The organism is Actinomyces sp. zg-332 (assembly GCF_011751945.2).
Taxonomy (GTDB): domain Bacteria; phylum Actinomycetota; class Actinomycetes; order Actinomycetales; family Actinomycetaceae; genus ZJ293.
Genome location: NZ_CP064951.1, coordinates 105,259 through 123,612, shown reverse-complemented (window position 1 = coordinate 123,612; position 18,354 = coordinate 105,259). Strand labels below are relative to the sequence as shown.

The 18,354-nt window shown below is 35.0% G+C and carries 12 protein-coding genes and 1 riboswitch; of the genes, 2 read left to right on the top strand and 10 right to left on the bottom strand.

The features are described from left to right. Window positions 1-91: 91 nt before the first annotated feature. The 7 genes from HCQ94_RS00460 to HCQ94_RS00430 form a co-directional block, all read right to left on the bottom strand. Window positions 92-2,164 carry a DUF6541 family protein gene (locus HCQ94_RS00460; protein ID WP_166982774.1) on the bottom strand — a complete coding sequence of 691 codons (2,073 nt, stop codon included), beginning with the start codon at window positions 2,162-2,164 and terminating at the stop codon, window positions 92-94. Window positions 2,165-2,244: 80 nt separating this feature from the next. Beyond that, window positions 2,245-3,021: a deoxyribose-phosphate aldolase gene (gene deoC, locus HCQ94_RS00455; protein ID WP_232525728.1), complete on the bottom strand. Its 777-nt coding sequence runs from the start codon at window positions 3,019-3,021 to the stop codon at window positions 2,245-2,247. A 193-nt stretch (window positions 3,022-3,214) separates the two neighbouring features. After that, entirely contained in the window at window positions 3,215-4,639 is a 1,425-nt protein-coding gene (locus HCQ94_RS00450) for a proteasome accessory factor PafA2 family protein (RefSeq protein WP_166982773.1), read from the bottom strand. Then, the gene (locus HCQ94_RS00445; RefSeq protein ID WP_166978047.1) at window positions 4,636-4,821 is read right to left on the bottom strand and encodes a ubiquitin-like protein Pup; all 186 of its coding nucleotides are present in this window, start codon (window positions 4,819-4,821) and stop codon (window positions 4,636-4,638) included. The genes HCQ94_RS00450 and HCQ94_RS00445 overlap by 4 nt, the downstream gene beginning before the upstream one ends. A 118-nt stretch (window positions 4,822-4,939) precedes the next feature. Further along, window positions 4,940-6,565 (bottom strand): depupylase/deamidase Dop, encoded by a 1,626-nt coding sequence (dop, locus tag HCQ94_RS00440; RefSeq protein WP_166982771.1) that lies wholly within the window; start codon window positions 6,563-6,565, stop codon window positions 4,940-4,942. Between the two features lie 21 nt (window positions 6,566-6,586). Beyond that, complete coding sequence (gene arc / locus HCQ94_RS00435; RefSeq protein ID WP_166982769.1) at window positions 6,587-8,272, bottom strand: proteasome ATPase; 1,686 nt, start codon at window positions 8,270-8,272, stop codon at window positions 6,587-6,589. A 994-nt stretch (window positions 8,273-9,266) separates the two neighbouring features. Next, window positions 9,267-11,381, bottom strand: a complete 2,115-nt coding sequence (locus HCQ94_RS00430; protein ID WP_232525727.1) for a (Fe-S)-binding protein — start codon at window positions 11,379-11,381, stop codon at window positions 9,267-9,269. 365 nt (window positions 11,382-11,746) lie between these two features. Here HCQ94_RS00430 and HCQ94_RS00425 point away from each other — a divergent pair, with 365 nt between their 5' ends. Next, window positions 11,747-12,766, top strand: a complete 1,020-nt coding sequence (locus tag HCQ94_RS00425) for an ABC transporter ATP-binding protein (protein WP_166982765.1) — start codon at window positions 11,747-11,749, stop codon at window positions 12,764-12,766. Between the two features lie 363 nt (window positions 12,767-13,129). Here the strand turns inward: HCQ94_RS00425 and HCQ94_RS00420 are convergent, their stop codons facing one another. Next, the gene (locus HCQ94_RS00420) at window positions 13,130-14,680 is read right to left on the bottom strand and encodes an ABC transporter permease (RefSeq protein ID WP_166982763.1); all 1,551 of its coding nucleotides are present in this window, start codon (window positions 14,678-14,680) and stop codon (window positions 13,130-13,132) included. Between the two features lie 216 nt (window positions 14,681-14,896). Continuing rightward, on the bottom strand, window positions 14,897-15,175 hold the full coding sequence (locus tag HCQ94_RS00415; protein ID WP_166978057.1) for a hypothetical protein: 279 nt from the start codon (window positions 15,173-15,175) through the stop codon (window positions 14,897-14,899). Between the two features lie 132 nt (window positions 15,176-15,307). Next, window positions 15,308-15,409, top strand: a riboswitch (TPP riboswitch). A gap of 29 nt (window positions 15,410-15,438) precedes the next feature. Between HCQ94_RS00415 and HCQ94_RS00410 the strand changes: the two genes are divergently transcribed. Next, window positions 15,439-16,491, top strand: coding sequence for a thiamine ABC transporter substrate-binding protein (locus HCQ94_RS00410; RefSeq protein ID WP_166982761.1), 1,053 nt, complete (start codon window positions 15,439-15,441; stop codon window positions 16,489-16,491). 197 nt (window positions 16,492-16,688) lie between these two features. Here the strand turns inward: HCQ94_RS00410 and HCQ94_RS00405 are convergent, their stop codons facing one another. Further along, on the bottom strand, window positions 16,689-18,323 hold the full coding sequence (locus HCQ94_RS00405) for a hypothetical protein (protein ID WP_166982759.1): 1,635 nt from the start codon (window positions 18,321-18,323) through the stop codon (window positions 16,689-16,691). Window positions 18,324-18,354: the final 31 nt, after the last annotated feature.

The following is an 18,354-nucleotide window of genomic DNA, read 5'->3' as shown; positions in this document are numbered from 1 at the left end:
ACCATTCTACATCTTATATTATAAGGTTATAAATATAAAACAAAATAAAGTTTAGAACTAAAACAGTATTCGTTAGTAATGCTTAATAATACTAATCTTTACAAGCAGTAATTTCATAAAGCTTGTTGCCATACTTATCTTGGTCGATTATTTTAGCAACATTTTTACCATCTAAGTTATCAAAGCTTGGATATTTTTTATCACACGGTTTATTCCACTGACATTTACCAGAGAAAGAGTAAATATAACGTAAATTATACTTCTTTACAGCCTTACAAACATTAGGATTAGTATTCGCATTCTGCAAATTTTCAGCTAGTAATAAGTGATACTTATCCTTAGGAGTCTGAACATGATAGAAAATATTCTTTTGTCCAAACATAAACCACGACGCAGTAACACCTTTTCTTGGGTTACCTGCAAAAGTGTAGGATTTATCAACTTTGGTAGCATTATTTTTCATAAATTCAAGTTCATGTTTAGAATAAGCTAAAACATTTTGAAAATTATCATCAGGTAATGAGAAATTATATTCAAGTTTATCGAATCTGTCTTTCATCACCGAAGTAGAATGCCCAGATATAAACACTACTAAAAGCCCCAGAATTGTAACAGTTTTAAAAGAGTAATTGCCAGCCTTATCAACGAACAGAAGTTTTAGTTTTGAAAATATGAATAGTATGCTCAAGGATATAAAAATCACCATGAAAACTGTTTGAATTGGAATAAAACGAACTGTATCCCCATAGTATAACCCTGTTAGAAAAGCTCTAATTTGTTTATTTTCACAAGTTGCAGATACAAAAACTAGAAAAGAAAACCACAACCAACCAACTATTAACCATAAGTATTTTGCATTTCGTTTTTTCCATAGAATAAAGAAAATACCGCTAAAAGATAATACAGAAATATAAATAGTTTCATAAAATACAGAATCTAAGCTCACTGGTAAGAACCTGATAGCTGATGTTAAAAATGTTAATATTCCTTCATAGTAATCATATTTATTTCTAACAAGCATATTTGGTGTAAATTTTGCATTGTACAAAGTAGGAGTTTTATAGCAAATATAAATAACTAAACAAGCTATCAAAATGCTTAATAATACACCTAATAAAGTGAAAATAATTCTATTTTTATACGCAAATTTATACTTTTTATCTACATTATTTTCAACAAGTTGTTTTGTAATAGTATCGTATTTCTTCCCTAATTCATATCCAGCAAAAGGCAAAACAATAAGTACAATATAATACACACTAAACACAGTATTAGGCTGAGAAAAACCTAAAGCAAACACTGAAAAAATACCTAATAAAATGCTTTGCCAATATTGAAAATACTTTTGTCTAAACAAAAATGTGACAACAATAAAAAATACAACTGGAATAAAAGATAAACCAACAATATTTGCGTACAATATTCCGAAATATAAGTATATTCCCGGGAAGAAAGGGATAAGGTTACATATAAGTACAACGGTTGTTAAAAATACTTTGTTTTTGCTGATACATAAAGCAAAAGTAAGCATAGACAAAGGCCACACAAAACAAAGCAAAAAATAAGTAAAAGCATTAGCAGCAACAGGAATACTAACACCCGTAACATGAATAACACTAGTAACAAAATCATGCCAAGCAGCAGGATAAAAACTAGAATTAGGAGGAAGCTGCAACATATGCAAAGAAGACAAATCCCCACTCTCAAGCATACTAGCAACACTATTATAATGATAATGCCCATCAGAACTCTGACTAAAAGCAAAAGGAACCCTCAAAGCCAACAAAACACGCACAAACAAAACAAAACCAGCAACCAAACCAACACACAAAGGCACAAACAACCCACGCCAAGAAACAACTATTAGTTCAGTCTTTTGAGGCTTTGTATTTATAAGTATTTTGCCGAACAATCTCCTAATTCCCAGTAACAGCAATGCTAGCAATAAAACAGCTCCACAAAAGTACCAGACTTTCCATTTGATACCTAAACTTGCAAAAATTACAGCAAATGAACTCAATAAAGCGACACTGATAATTGGAGCAACAGCAAGGCTTAAAAATCCTTTAATCCTCAAACAGTAAGCTAATGTAATGCCAGGTAAATAAACTAACATTACAGAAACTACAAAAGCAAAAGCAAAACCTAGCCAAGATCCAATCATAAATCACTACCTTATCCAAAACTTATTTGGATAATTTTATAATTAGAACATGAATTTACTGCTATGTTTTGCTAAAACTTTTATAACTGTTCAGTAACAATTTTCACACTTGCACTTGTACCTAAACGCGATGCTCCTGCATTGATAAATTCAATAGCTTCCTCATACGAGCGTATTCCACCAGAAGCCTTAATTTCCATTGTATTACCAACTGTTTCACACATAAGCTGAACGTGTTCAAGCTTGGCTCCAGAGGAAGAAAAACCTGTGGAAGTTTTTACAAAATCAGCACCAGCAACCCTTGCACATTCACATGCATTTTTTATCTGTTCGTTATCTAAAAGTGATGTTTCTAGTATTACCTTTACTTTTGTGTTGAAAGAATTCTTATCTATTTTTAACTCATTTAATGCTCGTTGTAATTCTTCATTTGTAGAACACTCGTATAAAGAATCTAAATCATTTTCAAAATCTACAGCATTATCAGATAATAGTAACTCTGCTATGCGAGAAGAAACCACAACATTTTCAATATCAGCCTGTACACTATCCCACATACCTGATAATGCCCAACCGACATTTATAACCATATCTATTTCGTCAGCACCATTTATGACAGCATTACTAGCTTCATTACCTTTTGATTCTGTAGAACTTCCACCCAAAGGAAACCCTACAACAGTGGCAACTTTTACATCAGAATTACTTAAACGGTCTTTAGCGTAACTAACCCAGCATCCTTGCACACATACAGCAGCAAAATTGTAATCAACAGCTTCTTGCACTAATTCTTCAATATCGCTTGCAGTAGCATCAGCTTTCAGTAAAGTGTGGTCAATATAAGAATTTAATTCCATGTCGCCATCTTCCGTCTTTCAGAGTTTCACAAATTCTATAATTTCAGCATTTGTACATAGTATAAGTGTCTAAAAACGTAAATCTCAGTAAATAATATCAAATGTTAGTAATAAAATTTGTTGCCCACGCTTTAACTGTATCTTCAGTCAGCAGTAGGCAACAATTCTTGCACAATCACATAAAAGTTTAGAGCTATGCTGTAGATTTTTCAGGAACAATCACATCTAAATCTTGCATTAGCTGTGATACTTCTTCGTTATAGTTAGCGAAAGGATCCATTAAATCTATAGTTGGTCGATAAGGGTTATTTAAGCGAACTCCTGACCAGTTAACTGTGATGTCAAAACCTAATCTAAGAGCTTTTTCAACGAAATCTCCACGCACTTTAGCACGGCTAGTTTGTGGAGGCATTGTCATGGCTTTAATAACGTCTTCATGAGCAACATACTCTTGCATCATACCTTTAGCACGCATAGCAGGAGCAAGTCCATACTTAGGATCTAAATCGTGGTATGCCAAATTTAGCCTTGCTATCAGTGGCGATGAGAGATCGATATTATGCTTATTCATATAATGCTTGAATAATTTATATTTAATAGCCCAATCTAATTTAGTGTCAACCTTTGAAAAATCACGCGAAACTATAGCTTCTAAGCCATCTTTAGCTAAGCTTAAAGCTTGAATATAGACATCATCTTGGTTGTCTAAATCATAGTTCTTGCCACGTAAGTGTTCTTCAAGTAAAGCTATAATTTCAGTCTGTATTTCAACAGCACTCATTTTTCTACCATCAACTAGGTCAACTTTTACAGTTCCTGTAAAATCGTCACTAATTTGATGTAAAGCTTCAATAGGGTTCACTAAATCGAATTGGCACAAGTCTTTTCCAGACTCTAAGTAATCTAGCACTATACCTGTAAGAGCTATCTTGAGCATTGTAGTTACGTCACAAATATTAGAATCACTACAAAGCACATGAAGACGCCTGTATAAATCTACATCTCCGTGTGGTTCATCTTTAGTGTTGATTATTGGACGTGATCTCGTTGTATCTGCACTAGTTTGTTCGCTCAAAAAATCTGCACGTGGAGAGAAAACATAGCGACTTTCACCAGTTTTTTCATCATGTTTAATATGGCCAGCCCCAGTGAGTATTTGACGTGTAGCAAAGAAATTCACTAGCGATCTAATGCTCTTGTCAAAGTCAACTTTACGTGAAAACAAATAATTTTCATGACAGCCGAAAGTGTTACCCACAGAGTCAACGTTATTTTTAAAAAGGTGAACGACAGCTTCAATATTTTTTTCAGCAAAATTCTTATTCGCACTACTTAACATAGCACGCAAGAATTCTTCACCAGCACGGTCATTAGCAACAACATCATAGACTTGGTCACATTCAGCACTAGCATATTCTGGATGCTCACCAATATCTATGTATAATCTTGCACCATTGGAAAGAAAGTAATTTGTTGTTTTGCTAGATGAAGGCATATATTCAAATAGTTCTTTAACGCATTCACCAGGGTTAGGAATAATACCAGGAGCATTATAGTCTTTTGGCTGAGCAAAAACACCATATTCGGTTTCAAGCCCGTAAATACGCCCAGTTATCATTGTCCACCCTTTTGAACGAATCCTTGTACGAATGATAGAGCATTTTCTTCAAGTACATCATCAATGTCATCTAGGATGTCATCGAATACTTGTCCATAGTCACCAGCAGGAGCAGGTGTTGGAACATCCTCTGGCTCTGGTGTATCTTCATGGTGTGATTGACGATAAATACGGTCAGCCATTTTATCTCCTTAGTTATATTTTCTATTGTTTAGTTCATTTTTTGCTTATAATACATATATTTCAGGTTGCATACACTAATCCGTGAAAATGCCCTACCTCTAAAGCAGTTTCATCGTATTACTTCTTAGTCAAAGCATCAACTATGTCTTTAACTGAAGTAGATTTCTCGAATAGACTTTCAACTCTTTCTTTAGTTCCACCAAGAGGATTGAACATAGGAACTCTAAGCATATGTTCTTCACCAGTATCTACTACCATTGCGTGCCAACCAGCTGAGAAAATATCCTTGTTGAAACGCCTAATCATTTGTCCACGGAAGTATGCACGTGTGTTTTCAGGAGGATAAAATTCTGCTTTAGAAATATCTTCCTTATCTACCAAAGTAGCTACTTTTCCACTTTCGATTAAACGATAAGCTAGACCACGACCTAAACGCATATCAGCCCACTGCAAGTCCATAGCTGCTAGTTTAGGACTTTCCCAGCCAAGATTTTCTCGTCCAGCCATTGCTTCCATGATTTGTTTCTTACATACCCATTCCACCTGTGAAGCTAGCTTAGAAAACTCTTTATTCTCAAGAGCGTCTAGAATGTGCTTCCACATATTTAGGGCTTGTCTAGTTTCCTCATCATATTCTGGATCATTTTTATCAGCGTTATCTTCGTAGTATTTACTAATCGTGTCCAAATATACTCGCTGTATCTCTATTGCTGTTAGTTTTCTTCCATCAGCAAGAGATAACTTGTAGGTCAAGCTAGTATCATGTGAAACTTTAGAGCATTCAGAAACTGGATCAGCTAATTCTAATTCTTTCCATTCCTTCGGCACACCATAGTTTTCAAGCACCCATAGAATTAGAGATGTAGACGCCATTTTTATAAAGGTCGAAGTTTCAAAAACATTTGAATCTCCACCTATTACGTGGAAACGGCGGAACAACTTTCCATCAGCATGAGGCTCATCTCTAGTGTTTACGATAGGCCTATTTAATGTGGTTTCCAAACCTACTGTGTTTTCAACATAGTCTGCTCTCTGAGAAATCTGAAAACCTGGTTTTTCGCTGTATGGTCCAATACCTACCCTGCCAGCACCGCAAATAATAGGACGAGTTACAAAGAAAGGAATAAAAGTCTGCACTATATCGTCGAAAGGCACTCTTCTATCTACCATATAATTTTCGTGGTTTCCGTATGTAGCACCTTTGCCGTCAACATTATTTTTGTACAAAACAATATCCGGCAAGCCCTTATTCTGTTCAACTTCAACCATAGCTCTTTGCATAATGTATTCACCTGCACGGTCATACAGCACTGCTTGTCGTGGAGATAGAACTTCTGGACTTGAGTACTCTGGATGAGCATGGTCAAGGTACATTCTAGAACCATTAGGCATACTGTTATTAGGGGCTCTTTGGAATTTTTCCTCAAGTTCTGTCAAACGTACAACTTGAGACATTTGACGACCTTTAGAAAGAATTTTTGGTCCACTAGGAGCAAGATTGTAAGGGTCATCGGTAAGTTGGGACGGATCAGCCTCTTCACGAGCCATCACATACCCTCTAGCGTCATGTAAAGGTTGCTCTGAAGAGTAATCCCAACGCACCCCTTCAGGTTCATTCATCTCACGCATAGCACCAGCGTAAGCAAATACAATCTGGCTAGTTAATATTACAGAATCATCATCAGAAGTAGGGCTTATGATACCAAATTCAGTTTCAATCCCCATAACTCGTTTTACAGTCATTTGATAGCCACCTAACTAAGCTCACAAATAGTCATTATTTACTTCTAGTTCATCAGTATCTTTAGCAACATTGCCCAAAGACTGTGGTGAATCTACGACTTGTCCAAAAACACTACGACTTTCTTCTTCTCGTTTCATACCCATAGTGCGAATATACATAATCCTCTCGCCCTTACGACCAGCAACACGTGCCCATTCGTCAGGATTAGTGGTGTTTTGTAACTCTTCGTTTTCATTGATTTCGTTGTCAATTGCGTCTAACAAGTGTTGAACAGTTATACCTTTTTCAGCACCATTAATATAGTCTTTGATAGCTGTTTTCTTTGCCCTGTCGACAATATTTGTCAACATAGCACCAGATACAAAGTCTTTGACGTATAACGTTTCTTTTATACCTGAAGCATACGTGACTTCTAGATACTCATTTTCCTCAGAAACTTCATATAAACGCCACGCAACTTTATCAATCATTTCTTTTATGATTTCAGCTTTAGCACGACTATCAGTATCTCGAACAGGAATTTCTTCAGTCAAATATTTACCCAAAATTTCTTTAGCACCTTCAAGGGTTGGACGTTCAATCTTAATTTTCACGTCTAAGCGACCAGGACGCAAAATTGCAGGATCAATCATATCTTCACGGTTTGAAGCACCAATTATTACAACGTTTTCGAGGGATTCTACACCGTCAATTTCACTCAAAAGCTGTGGGACAACAGTAGTTTCAACATCGGAGCTTTTACCTGTTCCTCTTGTCCTAAACAAGGATTCCATCTCGTCGAAGAAAATAACTACTGGGATTCCTCGTTCAGCTTTATCTCTTGCCCTAGAGAAAATTAAACGGATTTGTCGTTCAGTCTCACCCACATACTTATTTAGTAACTGTGGACCTTTTATGTTTAAGAAGTAAGACTTTTGCTGCTCCCAACCAGCTTTTTCTGCAGCTGTTTTCGCTAGAGAAGTAGCAACAGCTTTAGCGATAAGCGTTTTACCACATCCTGGAGGACCGTAAAGCAAAACACCTTTAGGAGGTTTCAAGCCATGCTCAACATAAAGATTTGGATGTAAAAATGGTAGCTCTACTGTGTCTTTGATTTGCTCGATTTGTTCAGATAAGCCACCAATATCTTCATAACTAATATCAGGTATTTCTTCAAGCAGTAGTTCTTCAACTTCACTACGTAAAATAGTTTCGTAAGCATACCCTGTTTTCATATCAGCGATTAAAGCGTCACCTACACGTAGCTTCGTATTTGCTAAAGTGTCAGCAAGCTTTATTACTTTTTCGTCTTCGTTTCTAACTAAAACCAGCACTCGTTCGTTATCTATCTTTTCTTTTACGATTACGATGTCACCAGTTGTAGTGAAACTACTTGTACCTATAACAGCTAAATGTTCATTTAACAGGACTTCTTGTCCTTTTTGTAACGCATTTATAACAACTTTGTCCGTAGCAGTTAAGCGCATTTTCCTACCACCGACAAGAACATCTACTAGGCGATCAATTGCTGAGTGTACGCTTAAAAATATGCCAAAGTTTAACGGAGGAGCTGTTAAACGCTCAACTTCTGCACGCAAACCATCTAATTCTTGACGAGCAGCAGCTAATGCCGAAGCTAATCTATCGTTTTTCCTTTTGATCACTGATGAATAAGTTTGTAATTCTTGGATTCTTTCATGGAGCTCTTCTGAACTATAGTTTGCCATATTTACCCTCGATTATTCTTATCTTACGATATTTTCTCACTCATGACACAAATCACTAATTCAATCTTACCTTATTGTGTATGTTTAATAAAAAATAAAGACTCCAGAAAAATGTTAGATAAAACACTTAAAACAAACCTATTTAATGGAATAAAACTAGCTTCATTTTCATTTAAAATCCTTTAGTCTTTATCTACGTAAAATTATCTAAAGGTAAGTTTTTATTTCTTCTTGGTAAATAATTTTTACCTCTCACATAGTACACACATACTACTTTATAAACTTATTTTCCCTAAAAGGTTTACTCCCATTTATTTTCTACGTATTACTTTCTAGGTATTCACTTTAATAGCCATCTCGTTTTATTTGTTTTCATTCCTCAACAAGGTCATCTTATGTTTTATACAAATACCTTATATGGTTTTACTTATACATAAAGTAAGATAAAGGCTACTGAAAAACCTACTCTACCTGTATAAAAACAGTATGAAGTATAGGTTTAAGTAACAGTCACTTAAATTTCCAAATACTCAAATCCTTATTCTTAAAAAGTAAGCAGATTTTATTTTTCTCTTAGAAATAACTAGCAAAACAGAATAAAATACAATAAAGATATATAAACACATCGAGAAAAGAATAGCTAAAAATCAAAATACGGATAATATCTCCTCAAAATTATGCTGTCAATGCACACAAGCAATAACTTATATTTATCTATATAAACCAATCTAGGATTTTCAACTAAAGCAATTTATTTATTAGTAATACTTGGGTTTTCATCAGAATTTCCAATAGAGTTTTGATCAAAGCTTTCGAAACTATAGCTCTCATTTATATCATCTATATTATATGAGGCACTCAAAGAAGTATTTTCTACCCCTTTTTCTTCAGCATACCCTATCCTTTTTACAGTGCTTTCTCTACCTTTATCCTCAACAGTTTCTATCCTTTTTTCTTCAAGGCTTTCGGTATCTTTGTCCTCAGCACACTCTATCTATTTGTCCTCAGCACTTTCTTCTTTAGCAGCTAAAACAGATTCGAGCATATACACAGCTATATCTTTTACTTCCACATTTTGGTTAGAAACTTCATCCAACATTACTGTACAGAATGGACAACCCGTTGCTAAAACACAAGCACCTGTAGCAACTACTTCCTTAGCTCTAAGACTTGATATACGAGTGGAAGTTTTATCCTCTATAAACGCATTAGCTCCACCAGCACCACAGCATAAAGCACGTTCCTTTGAATGCCCCATTTCTACATTTATAAAACCAGCTTCACCCAATAACTCGCGTGGTTCATCATAAATTCCATTATGCCTACCTATGTAGCAAGGATCATGATAAGTAACTTTGCGTTTATTTCCATAACTCTTAGAAAGTTTTAATGCACCTTCACGGATAAGTCTGTTCAAAAGTTGTGTATGATGAATAACTTGATATTTTCCACCTAATGAAGGATATTCATTAGCTATTGTATTGAAACAGTGCGCGCAAGTAACAACGATTTTCTTCACTTTAGCTTCATTCAAAGTTTCAATATTCATTGCAGCCAAAGTCTGGAATAATAGCTCATTACCACTTCTACGTGCCGGATCTCCTGTACAAGATTCACCTTCACCTAAAACAGCAAAAGAAACACCTGCTATGTTCAAAAGGTTAGCAACAGCAGCTGTAGTCTTTTTGGCTTTGTCATCGTAAGCGCCAGCACAGCCTACCCAGAATAAATATTCAATCTCCTCAGCATCTTGAATATCAACACCTATTACTGGTACCTCAAATTCTAAATTTTTCATCCAATCTGAGCGTTTTTTAGGTGCTATTCCCCAAGGATTTCCTTTAGATTCAAGCTTTTTGAACATTTTTCCTAGCTGAGTAGGGAAAGTAGATTCCATTAACACTTGATGTCTACGCAAATCTATAAAATGGTCAACGTGTTCAATATCTAGTGGACATTGATCAGTACAAGCACCACAGGTTGTACACGCCCACAATATTTCTTCGCTAATTACGTTGGGAACAATAGGCACATTGACTTCATCAGCTTGCATATTTAGGTCATCAGCACCCACAATTTTTTGGTTCCTCAAAGCCTGATTTGCTAAAAGAATTGGCGATACATCATTGTGATGGTCACGCAAAGCCATCGTGAAAAGCTTAGGCGATAAAGGTTTTCCAGCATTCCAAGCAGGACATATTTCCTGACATCTACCGCATTCTGTACAAGTGGCAAAATCAAGCAAACCTTTCCACGTGAAATCAGTTATTTTTCCAACACCCAAAACGGCATCTTCATCTAAGTTTTCAACTGTTTCTTCAGTCAGCACTTCGTCATTAACAACGATATTTTCCAGCGCCCCGAGAGCTTTTCCAATTTTTCTAGTGGCATATAGATTTATGAAACCTAAGAATCTATGCCAAGCAATACCCATAGAAGTATAAAAACTAACTGTAGTAAACCAGAGCATAGATATTACTATTTTTATAGTTGAACTTACCCAGACTATAGAAATAATTGTTTGGGTATTTAGAGCAGAAAACATCTCGCCCACGAAGAAACTCAATGGGAAGTGGAAGATAAGATTACTTCCTCCTCCTTGCCTAATAGCTAATATGTATTCACATCCACGTAAAACAATTACACATAAAACAACTAGTAAAACAGTAAATTCAACATAGTAAGCATGCCATTTATTTGAGCCTGCAAATCTAGAATTTGGGCGCTTGCGTGTGAGATATATTCGTAAAGCAATAAGGAAAATTATTCCAAGCAGAGATAGCCAAGCTATAAGTTCAGTAAGTATTTCCCAAGGAATGAAGTGACCCAATATCGGTAAAGACCAGTTAGGGTTAAACAGTTGTCCATATCCAGAAAACAAAGTGAATACTAAAATAGGGAAAGAAACCATAACTAGCCAGTGAGCAATTCTAACAACTGGCTTATTTTTGAAAGCTGAGTGGAATAGTACTTTAACAAAAACGTATTTAACTCGTTGTAATACTGGTCGCAAACGCTTACTTGTGCCCTTACCTAAAGAAAGATTTTTATATATGTTACCGATAGCTACCACAAATGAAGTTACACCAATGATAGTAAAAACTTGCATAATTAGAATGCAGACTATCTGTAACAGACTCATCTTTCTCCTTTCCAATAAATATGTATTTTACCATTATTAGAAATAGCAACAAATATTGAAACTTGCATATACTATCATTACAACCACAATTATCATAAAACTTATAATTCTAAGCTTTCTTCATTTTATGTAAAATAAGCATATTATTGAGTATTATCGGTATAACTCTTAGTCTTTAAACATAATAGTGCACTCAAATGAAAGGTAAATAACTTATCTTAAAATTGTGGAAAACTCTTTCAGTAAATCAACGATAATTAAAATACGGAATATTTTCTAAAAATACTAGTTTAAAATACTAGAACTAACTTCCCTACCATCTAGGAAATAATATGGCTACTTTAACTGTAAGAAACCTATCTGTAACATACACAATTTCAGGTTCGAAGGAAGAAAAACGAGCTTTACGTAACGCAAGTTTTACTCTTGAAGAAGGACAAATATTAGCATTGCTAGGCCCTAGTGGTAGTGGAAAATCTTCACTTTTGAGGGCACTTACTGGTTTAGAAGAAAGCCAATCATCAGAAATAACTTATAAAGGAATAGATTTGCGCTGTCTACCACCTAATGAAAGAAAAATAGGAATGGTGTTCCAAGATGGTCAATTATTCCCCAATTACACAGTAAAAGGCAACATAGAGTACGGTCTAGCTAATCAAGAATTATCAAAATCTGAAAAAGAAGATATTGTAAAGAATTTACTAGAATTAGTTGATTTGCAAGGGTTTGAAGATAGAAATATAGAAACTTTATCAGGAGGACAAGCCCAAAGAGTAGCACTGGCAAGAGCTTTAGCTCCAAAACCTAGAATACTTCTACTGGATGAACCTTTGTCAGCCCTCGATAAATCTCTACGCGAGCAACTATCTAGCGAATTACGTCAAATTCTAAAAAAGACAAATACTACAGCAATATACGTAACTCATGACCAAGATGAAGCTTTTGCGATAGCTGATCTCGTGGGCTACATCTCTGATGGTAATCTACAACGCATAGATACTCCAGAAGAAATTTGGAGACACCCACGTACGCTTGAATTAGCAAAATTCCTAGGATACAGCCCTTTTCTTGACTATATTGGTGCATCTTATATGGGAATTTTCTTGCACTCGAATCAATATTTAGCTGCCCGACCTTACGCTTTCTCAATAGCTAGAAGCGACTGTGCTAGATGTCAGGCTTTAATGGGAAACGTGAAAGAACTACGTAAAAACAAAGACGAAATAGAAGCTTTAGTTAAACTAGATGCTGGTGGAGATGCTTGGATAAAAATACCTGATAATTACAAGGTTTCAGAGGGTGATCTAATAGCTCTACAAGTAAATAAAGGACAATGCACGATAGTGAGCTAGTTCTATTTCTCAGAGTACTACTATAAGTAAAGTAAATGCGTGACAATATATGCTTTACGTTTAAATTGCGTAATGGTTTTGCTTTTCTGTGACTTTATTTATGCGAGTTAATATCACCGTTTAGACAAGAAATAATTTTGCTTTATAGTTTAGCTCTTTGTTTCTCATTTTCTAAAACAAGGTTGCTATAACAGTGTTCCTACTTTTAGCTAAACAACTATCCCAAGTTTTTAGCAACTGTAACTATCCTTGCAATGAACAACTGAAAAACTGTAAATTATCTAACATTCCACTCAGCTAAAAATCACTAACAAAAACACATAAACGTACCTTTATAAAACTTCAAGTAACGTCTAAAGTTATCTAACGTGATATCTTCTGACCCAAAAACACGATAAAGCACACAAAAGCACTCAAAACTACGCAACTAGCATTAGCCATTCCTTGATGAACAGCAGTAGGCTGACCTATAAGCGAATAAATCATTACTGGAAGTGTTGCTCCCTCGGATCTGAATAGAAAAGAAGTAGCCCCAAATTCACCAAAAGAGACAACGAGAGCTAGTCCAAAAGCGTTTAAAATAGCTGGAATAAAATAGTGAGATTCTATAGTTATAAAACGTCGCATAGGGCTGGCTCCCAACAGACAAGCCACCTCTAGTTGACGTCTATCTATCCCACGAACAACTGGCAACATACTCTTTATAACTAGTGGTACAGCAACAGTCGCCTGAGCAAATGGAACTAGCCACCATTGAAAAGCAGTGTCATAGATTAAAACATTAACTGTTATTAAAAATCCAAAACCCACAGTCGCAGCTGAAATACCTAAAGGCAAGATGAAAAGCATATCGAATATTTTTGTAATTTTAGGTAAAGCATATTCAATAATACGAGCAAGAAATTTTCTTATTTTTACAAGTAAAAAAGCATTCCTAGCGGTATTGGTCTGTCTAATATATAGCTCTTTGTTCTGTGTATTTTCTGAAATAAAAGTTTGACGAGATAAAACAAAACTCACTAAAAAACCAATAATAGTGGATATAAAACCAGCAACTAAAGCGATTATCAAAGAATTTTGCATAGCTTCAAAAACGCTTATAGAACCACTTCTAGATAAATCTTGCGAGAATAAATTAATGTAATTTTCGAAAGTAAATTCACCGTTACGTGTGAATGAACGAACTACTAAAACAGCAATCGGAGTAATAATCAAAAACAGAACAATTATTAAAGCAGAAACAATTAATCCCCAGTCAAAAGAACTCGGTTTCATCAGGTTTCTACTATTTGTTTTACCTGAATATAACTTTTGCTTATAGAATATTTTTGTATCAAATTTACTTGAAAACACTAGTAAAAACGCTACTAAAATAATTTGCAAAATAGACAAAACACTGGCTGTTTTCAAATCTAAGAACTGTGTGGTAAGTATGTATATTTGTGTCTCCAAGGTAGAAACGCTAGCACCACCCATAACTAATACGACACCAAAAGAAGTAGCACAAAACAGAAAAACAACACAAAAACTAGAAATAATACTCGGTAAAAGAGCTGGAAAAGTAATAGTGTTAAAAATCCTTATTTTACTAGCACCAAGTAGCCTCGCAACGTCAGCAAATCGTGGATCTATCCCCTGCCAAAACACTCCAACTATTCGAACCACTACACAAAGATTAAAGAAAACCATCGCAATAATTATAGCTGTCACAGTGCCGTCTAATTTCAAAAATCCCAAAACTCCGTTTTCAGCAAATAAACTCCTAAAAGCCACACCCACAACTGTTGTAGGCAGCACAAAAGGAATCATAATTACCGAACGCCAAAATTTACGGGTTTTAAAATCTAGTCTATAGAAAACATACGCTAACGGTAACCCTAGAATTACGCTAAAAAACGAAGCTATAAGAGCCATATACAATGTATTCCACAGAGATTTAAACAGTACTACGCTATGCAAAAAACCAAATATTCCAGATGAGCCTGAAGTATTTGAATCTATAAACCCTTTGAAAATTAAAGCACAAACGGGCCAAGCAAAAAAGAAAGCAAAAAAAACTAGAGGGACAATAACCCCTAAAATTATTAAACTTTTATACGATTTCACTTTAGACCCGAGTATCAAAAAAATTTAAAATTCTAAAATATTATCTATATTTTCGTCTTTTTCAAGGTATCCATTTTTCTGCATATAGTCATTTGCCCAAATACCAACTTGACGACTTATAACAGCTGAAATAATTGTTGTAATAATTACATAAAATAGGTATTCACCTAAAGAATTATTTATACCATTGTCCTTAGGAACGTCACGCTTTGCACCCTTTACCCACGCTTTGTCCAAAACTATACCTAAAACGTAGCGTATTGCAGTGTTAAAAATAGTGAATAAAATAAACTGAGTTTTCATATTTTCCTCCTAAGAACAATCTAAATTAAATAATACTTCATGTACAGAAGTTTTAGAGAATTAAATAAACTAACAATAAAATTAATAGTTATAAAAATGAAATACACAAAATACAGAAAATGAAGTATTCTTAAAACACGACAGGGGAGCATAAATGCTGAGAGTGCCTATTGTAGGCAGACCCTCGAACCTGAAATGGATAATACCAGCGCAGGAAGTCGAGACACTTTAGCGTCCCCTCCGTACAACGATATGGAGGAAAAATGAAAAAAACGCGCATTCTTGCAGGCTTAGTTGCAAGTTCAATGTTGCTAATGGCTGGACTTACCGGATGTTCCAGCAATAATAACTCACAAAAACAATCTAATGAAGAAAAAGTTATAAAAGTTCTAGCTTACGATTCATTCTCACTAGATAAAAAACTATTAAAAGAGTTTGAAGAGAAAACTGGCTATAAAGTAAAAATCGTCTCCTCTGGAGGTGGAGGTGAGCTGGTAAATAAACTAGTTTTAACCAAAGACACTCCTGTGGCTGATGCTGCTATCGGAATTGATATAGCTTTTGCTGGTCGTGTAATAAAAGAAGATGTACTTGAAAAACCAAGCGTAAAGCTTCCTAAAGGTGCAGAAAAATACTCAGCCAAAAATACACCACAACTAATTCCTATAGATCACGGTCAAGTATGTTTAAATGCTGATAAAGACTGGTTTAAAGAAAAGAACATAGCTGAACCTAAAGATTTTGCTGACATAATCAAACCTGAATACAAAGGTTTATTTGCGGGTATTAACCCTACAACTTCTTCAGCTGGCTTAGGATTTTTCTTAGCAACAGTTGCTAAATACGGTCAAGAATGGAAAAAATACTGGACAGATTTAAAAAACAACGAAGTTTCTGTAGCTAAAGACTGGTCAACTGCATATAACGTAGACTTCACAGCTGGCGAAGGAAAAGGCTCCAAACCAATAGTTGTATCATACGCAACCAGTCCTCTAGAAACACTCAAAGACGACAAAATGCAAACCTACACTCTAGAATCCACTTGCTACGACCAAATCGAATATGCGGGTGTAATCAAGAAAGCTAAGAACAAAAAAGAAGCAGAAGCATTCATTGAATTTATGCTAAGTAAAAAAGTCCAAGATACTCTTCTTGACTCTATGTACGTATTCCCAGTGAGTGATGAAGCAAAGATTTCTGATAAAGTTTTGAAATTTACTCCACCTGCTAAAAACGCTCTACGAATCGATCCAAAAGTGGTCGATGAAAAACGTGAAGCTTGGCTAAAAGAGTGGAATGAAATACTAAATAAATAATTGTTTCACATGAAACATTCTTAGGGGGTTAACTTGACTATAAGGTTAACCCCTTATTATTTAAAGGTGTGTAAATAAAATGTTTAGCTAATTCGCATTGCTTAGAAATACGTAAGTATCTATGTATCCGATTATAATTTCACTATAAAACTCTTGAAAATAAACTTTAGGAAATATTGGGTAGATAAGTGCAAATTTTAGAAGGATAACAAAGGAAGAGAATCTGAGTTTAGGAGAACTCCCCCATACTTAGTTTGTAATTTCATAGCTAAACATTGAAGTAAAACTAACGCTAACTTCTGTTCACGTACAACACTAGGCAATAGTTCTTGTTCTAGCATAGATAAGTCTTTAGGTAACCATTTAAAAACGTACTCAAACACTAGAGCTGAGTCTGAATCAGTGGAACTAATACTATCAGATTTTCTATAATCAATATCTACGTTGCCTGACGTTGCAACTTCAACAATAGAAGAAAAACCAAAATCTGTTACAAAACTGTAGCCACTAACCCAATCTTTAGTTATTTTTTTTGATCGCCCTTTAAATAGAGCATTTTCAGTACTTACTTCTTTATCAGCATTACCTTCACCAGCATTTTGAAGTTTGTCAGATAAATTTTTATAGTAAGAGTCAGCAAAACTACCTTCAAAATAGTTCCACATTAAACGCCTGAACAAGTAAGTATAGCTAGATAAATCAATACGACTCGTGCGTAGATTTCTCAAAATAGTAGAATCGTTTTCCTCAAGCACGGACTCTATATCTTTCAATAATATGTCTGAAAAATTAGTTTCAAAAACCTTAGGTGGATTTGCATTAAAACTAGTATTAGTGTGCCCAAAAACTTCTGATAAAACACTAGAAATAAAATTAGGAGCTAATATTTTATTCACACGCCATACAAAACTAAGTTCTGGTTTATAAGTATTGAACAAGCTCCCCGTATCAGAGGACAATATTTTCCCATTTACTTGTCGTGCAACCTTAGATAAAAATTCCAAGCCCTCCAGCTCAGCCCCTTCCGGAGGAGGAAAACCAAAAGCTAAAACATAGGGATCTTTCTTCAGAAAATCATCGAATTGTAAATTAGAAAAAGTGTCTCTAACTTTAGGACAATCAAAAACCCATATATGTATTTTTTTAGAATCAGGTGAGTCAAAATCTATGTGTAGCTTTTCAGACAAAGACTTGGACAACACAAAAGGCCCACGCAAAATTACATCAATATCATTAGACTTGAAAAGATGAATATCAGCAAAATTAGTTATATATGAACTTGGTAAAAGAGTTTTAAACAAACCTGCTAACTTAGAACTGTACTTAGCGTCTACAAGGAGTAAATGCTTACCTAATATGTACTCTTCATTTACTTCTTCAGGAGCGGAAATATTCCTGATACTTTTTACCTGAACTTGTGGTGCCTGCACCTTAGCAAAATGCATAGTTGTATCACTATCAAAAATAATAGCTTCAGTTCTATCATCAAGTCGATCCAAAGTGTGCTGGGCTTTCCGAGAAGCAACATTGTCTTTAGCAGAATACTCAGCACCTTTAAACGCGTTTTTCTTTTCAAATATCTTTCCAGATATAAGACCATTTTCAGCATTTACATCAGCACTATCATGTGAAGATTTTTCTAGAAAATCAGCCATAAATACGCTTTTAATAGCTTTGGTATACGAAGTAGATAACCTATCATTTTTAGGCTGAGCGAGAGTATAGTCTCCGTTTAAATACTGTTTCGATAAATCAGCACGCACTGTGTTATCAACGGCTCGCAACCTCCCACGATTACGCTTGCCATAGTTAGTTTGTTTACTATATTTCATACATACCTCTCACAAACTACCTACAGGTATT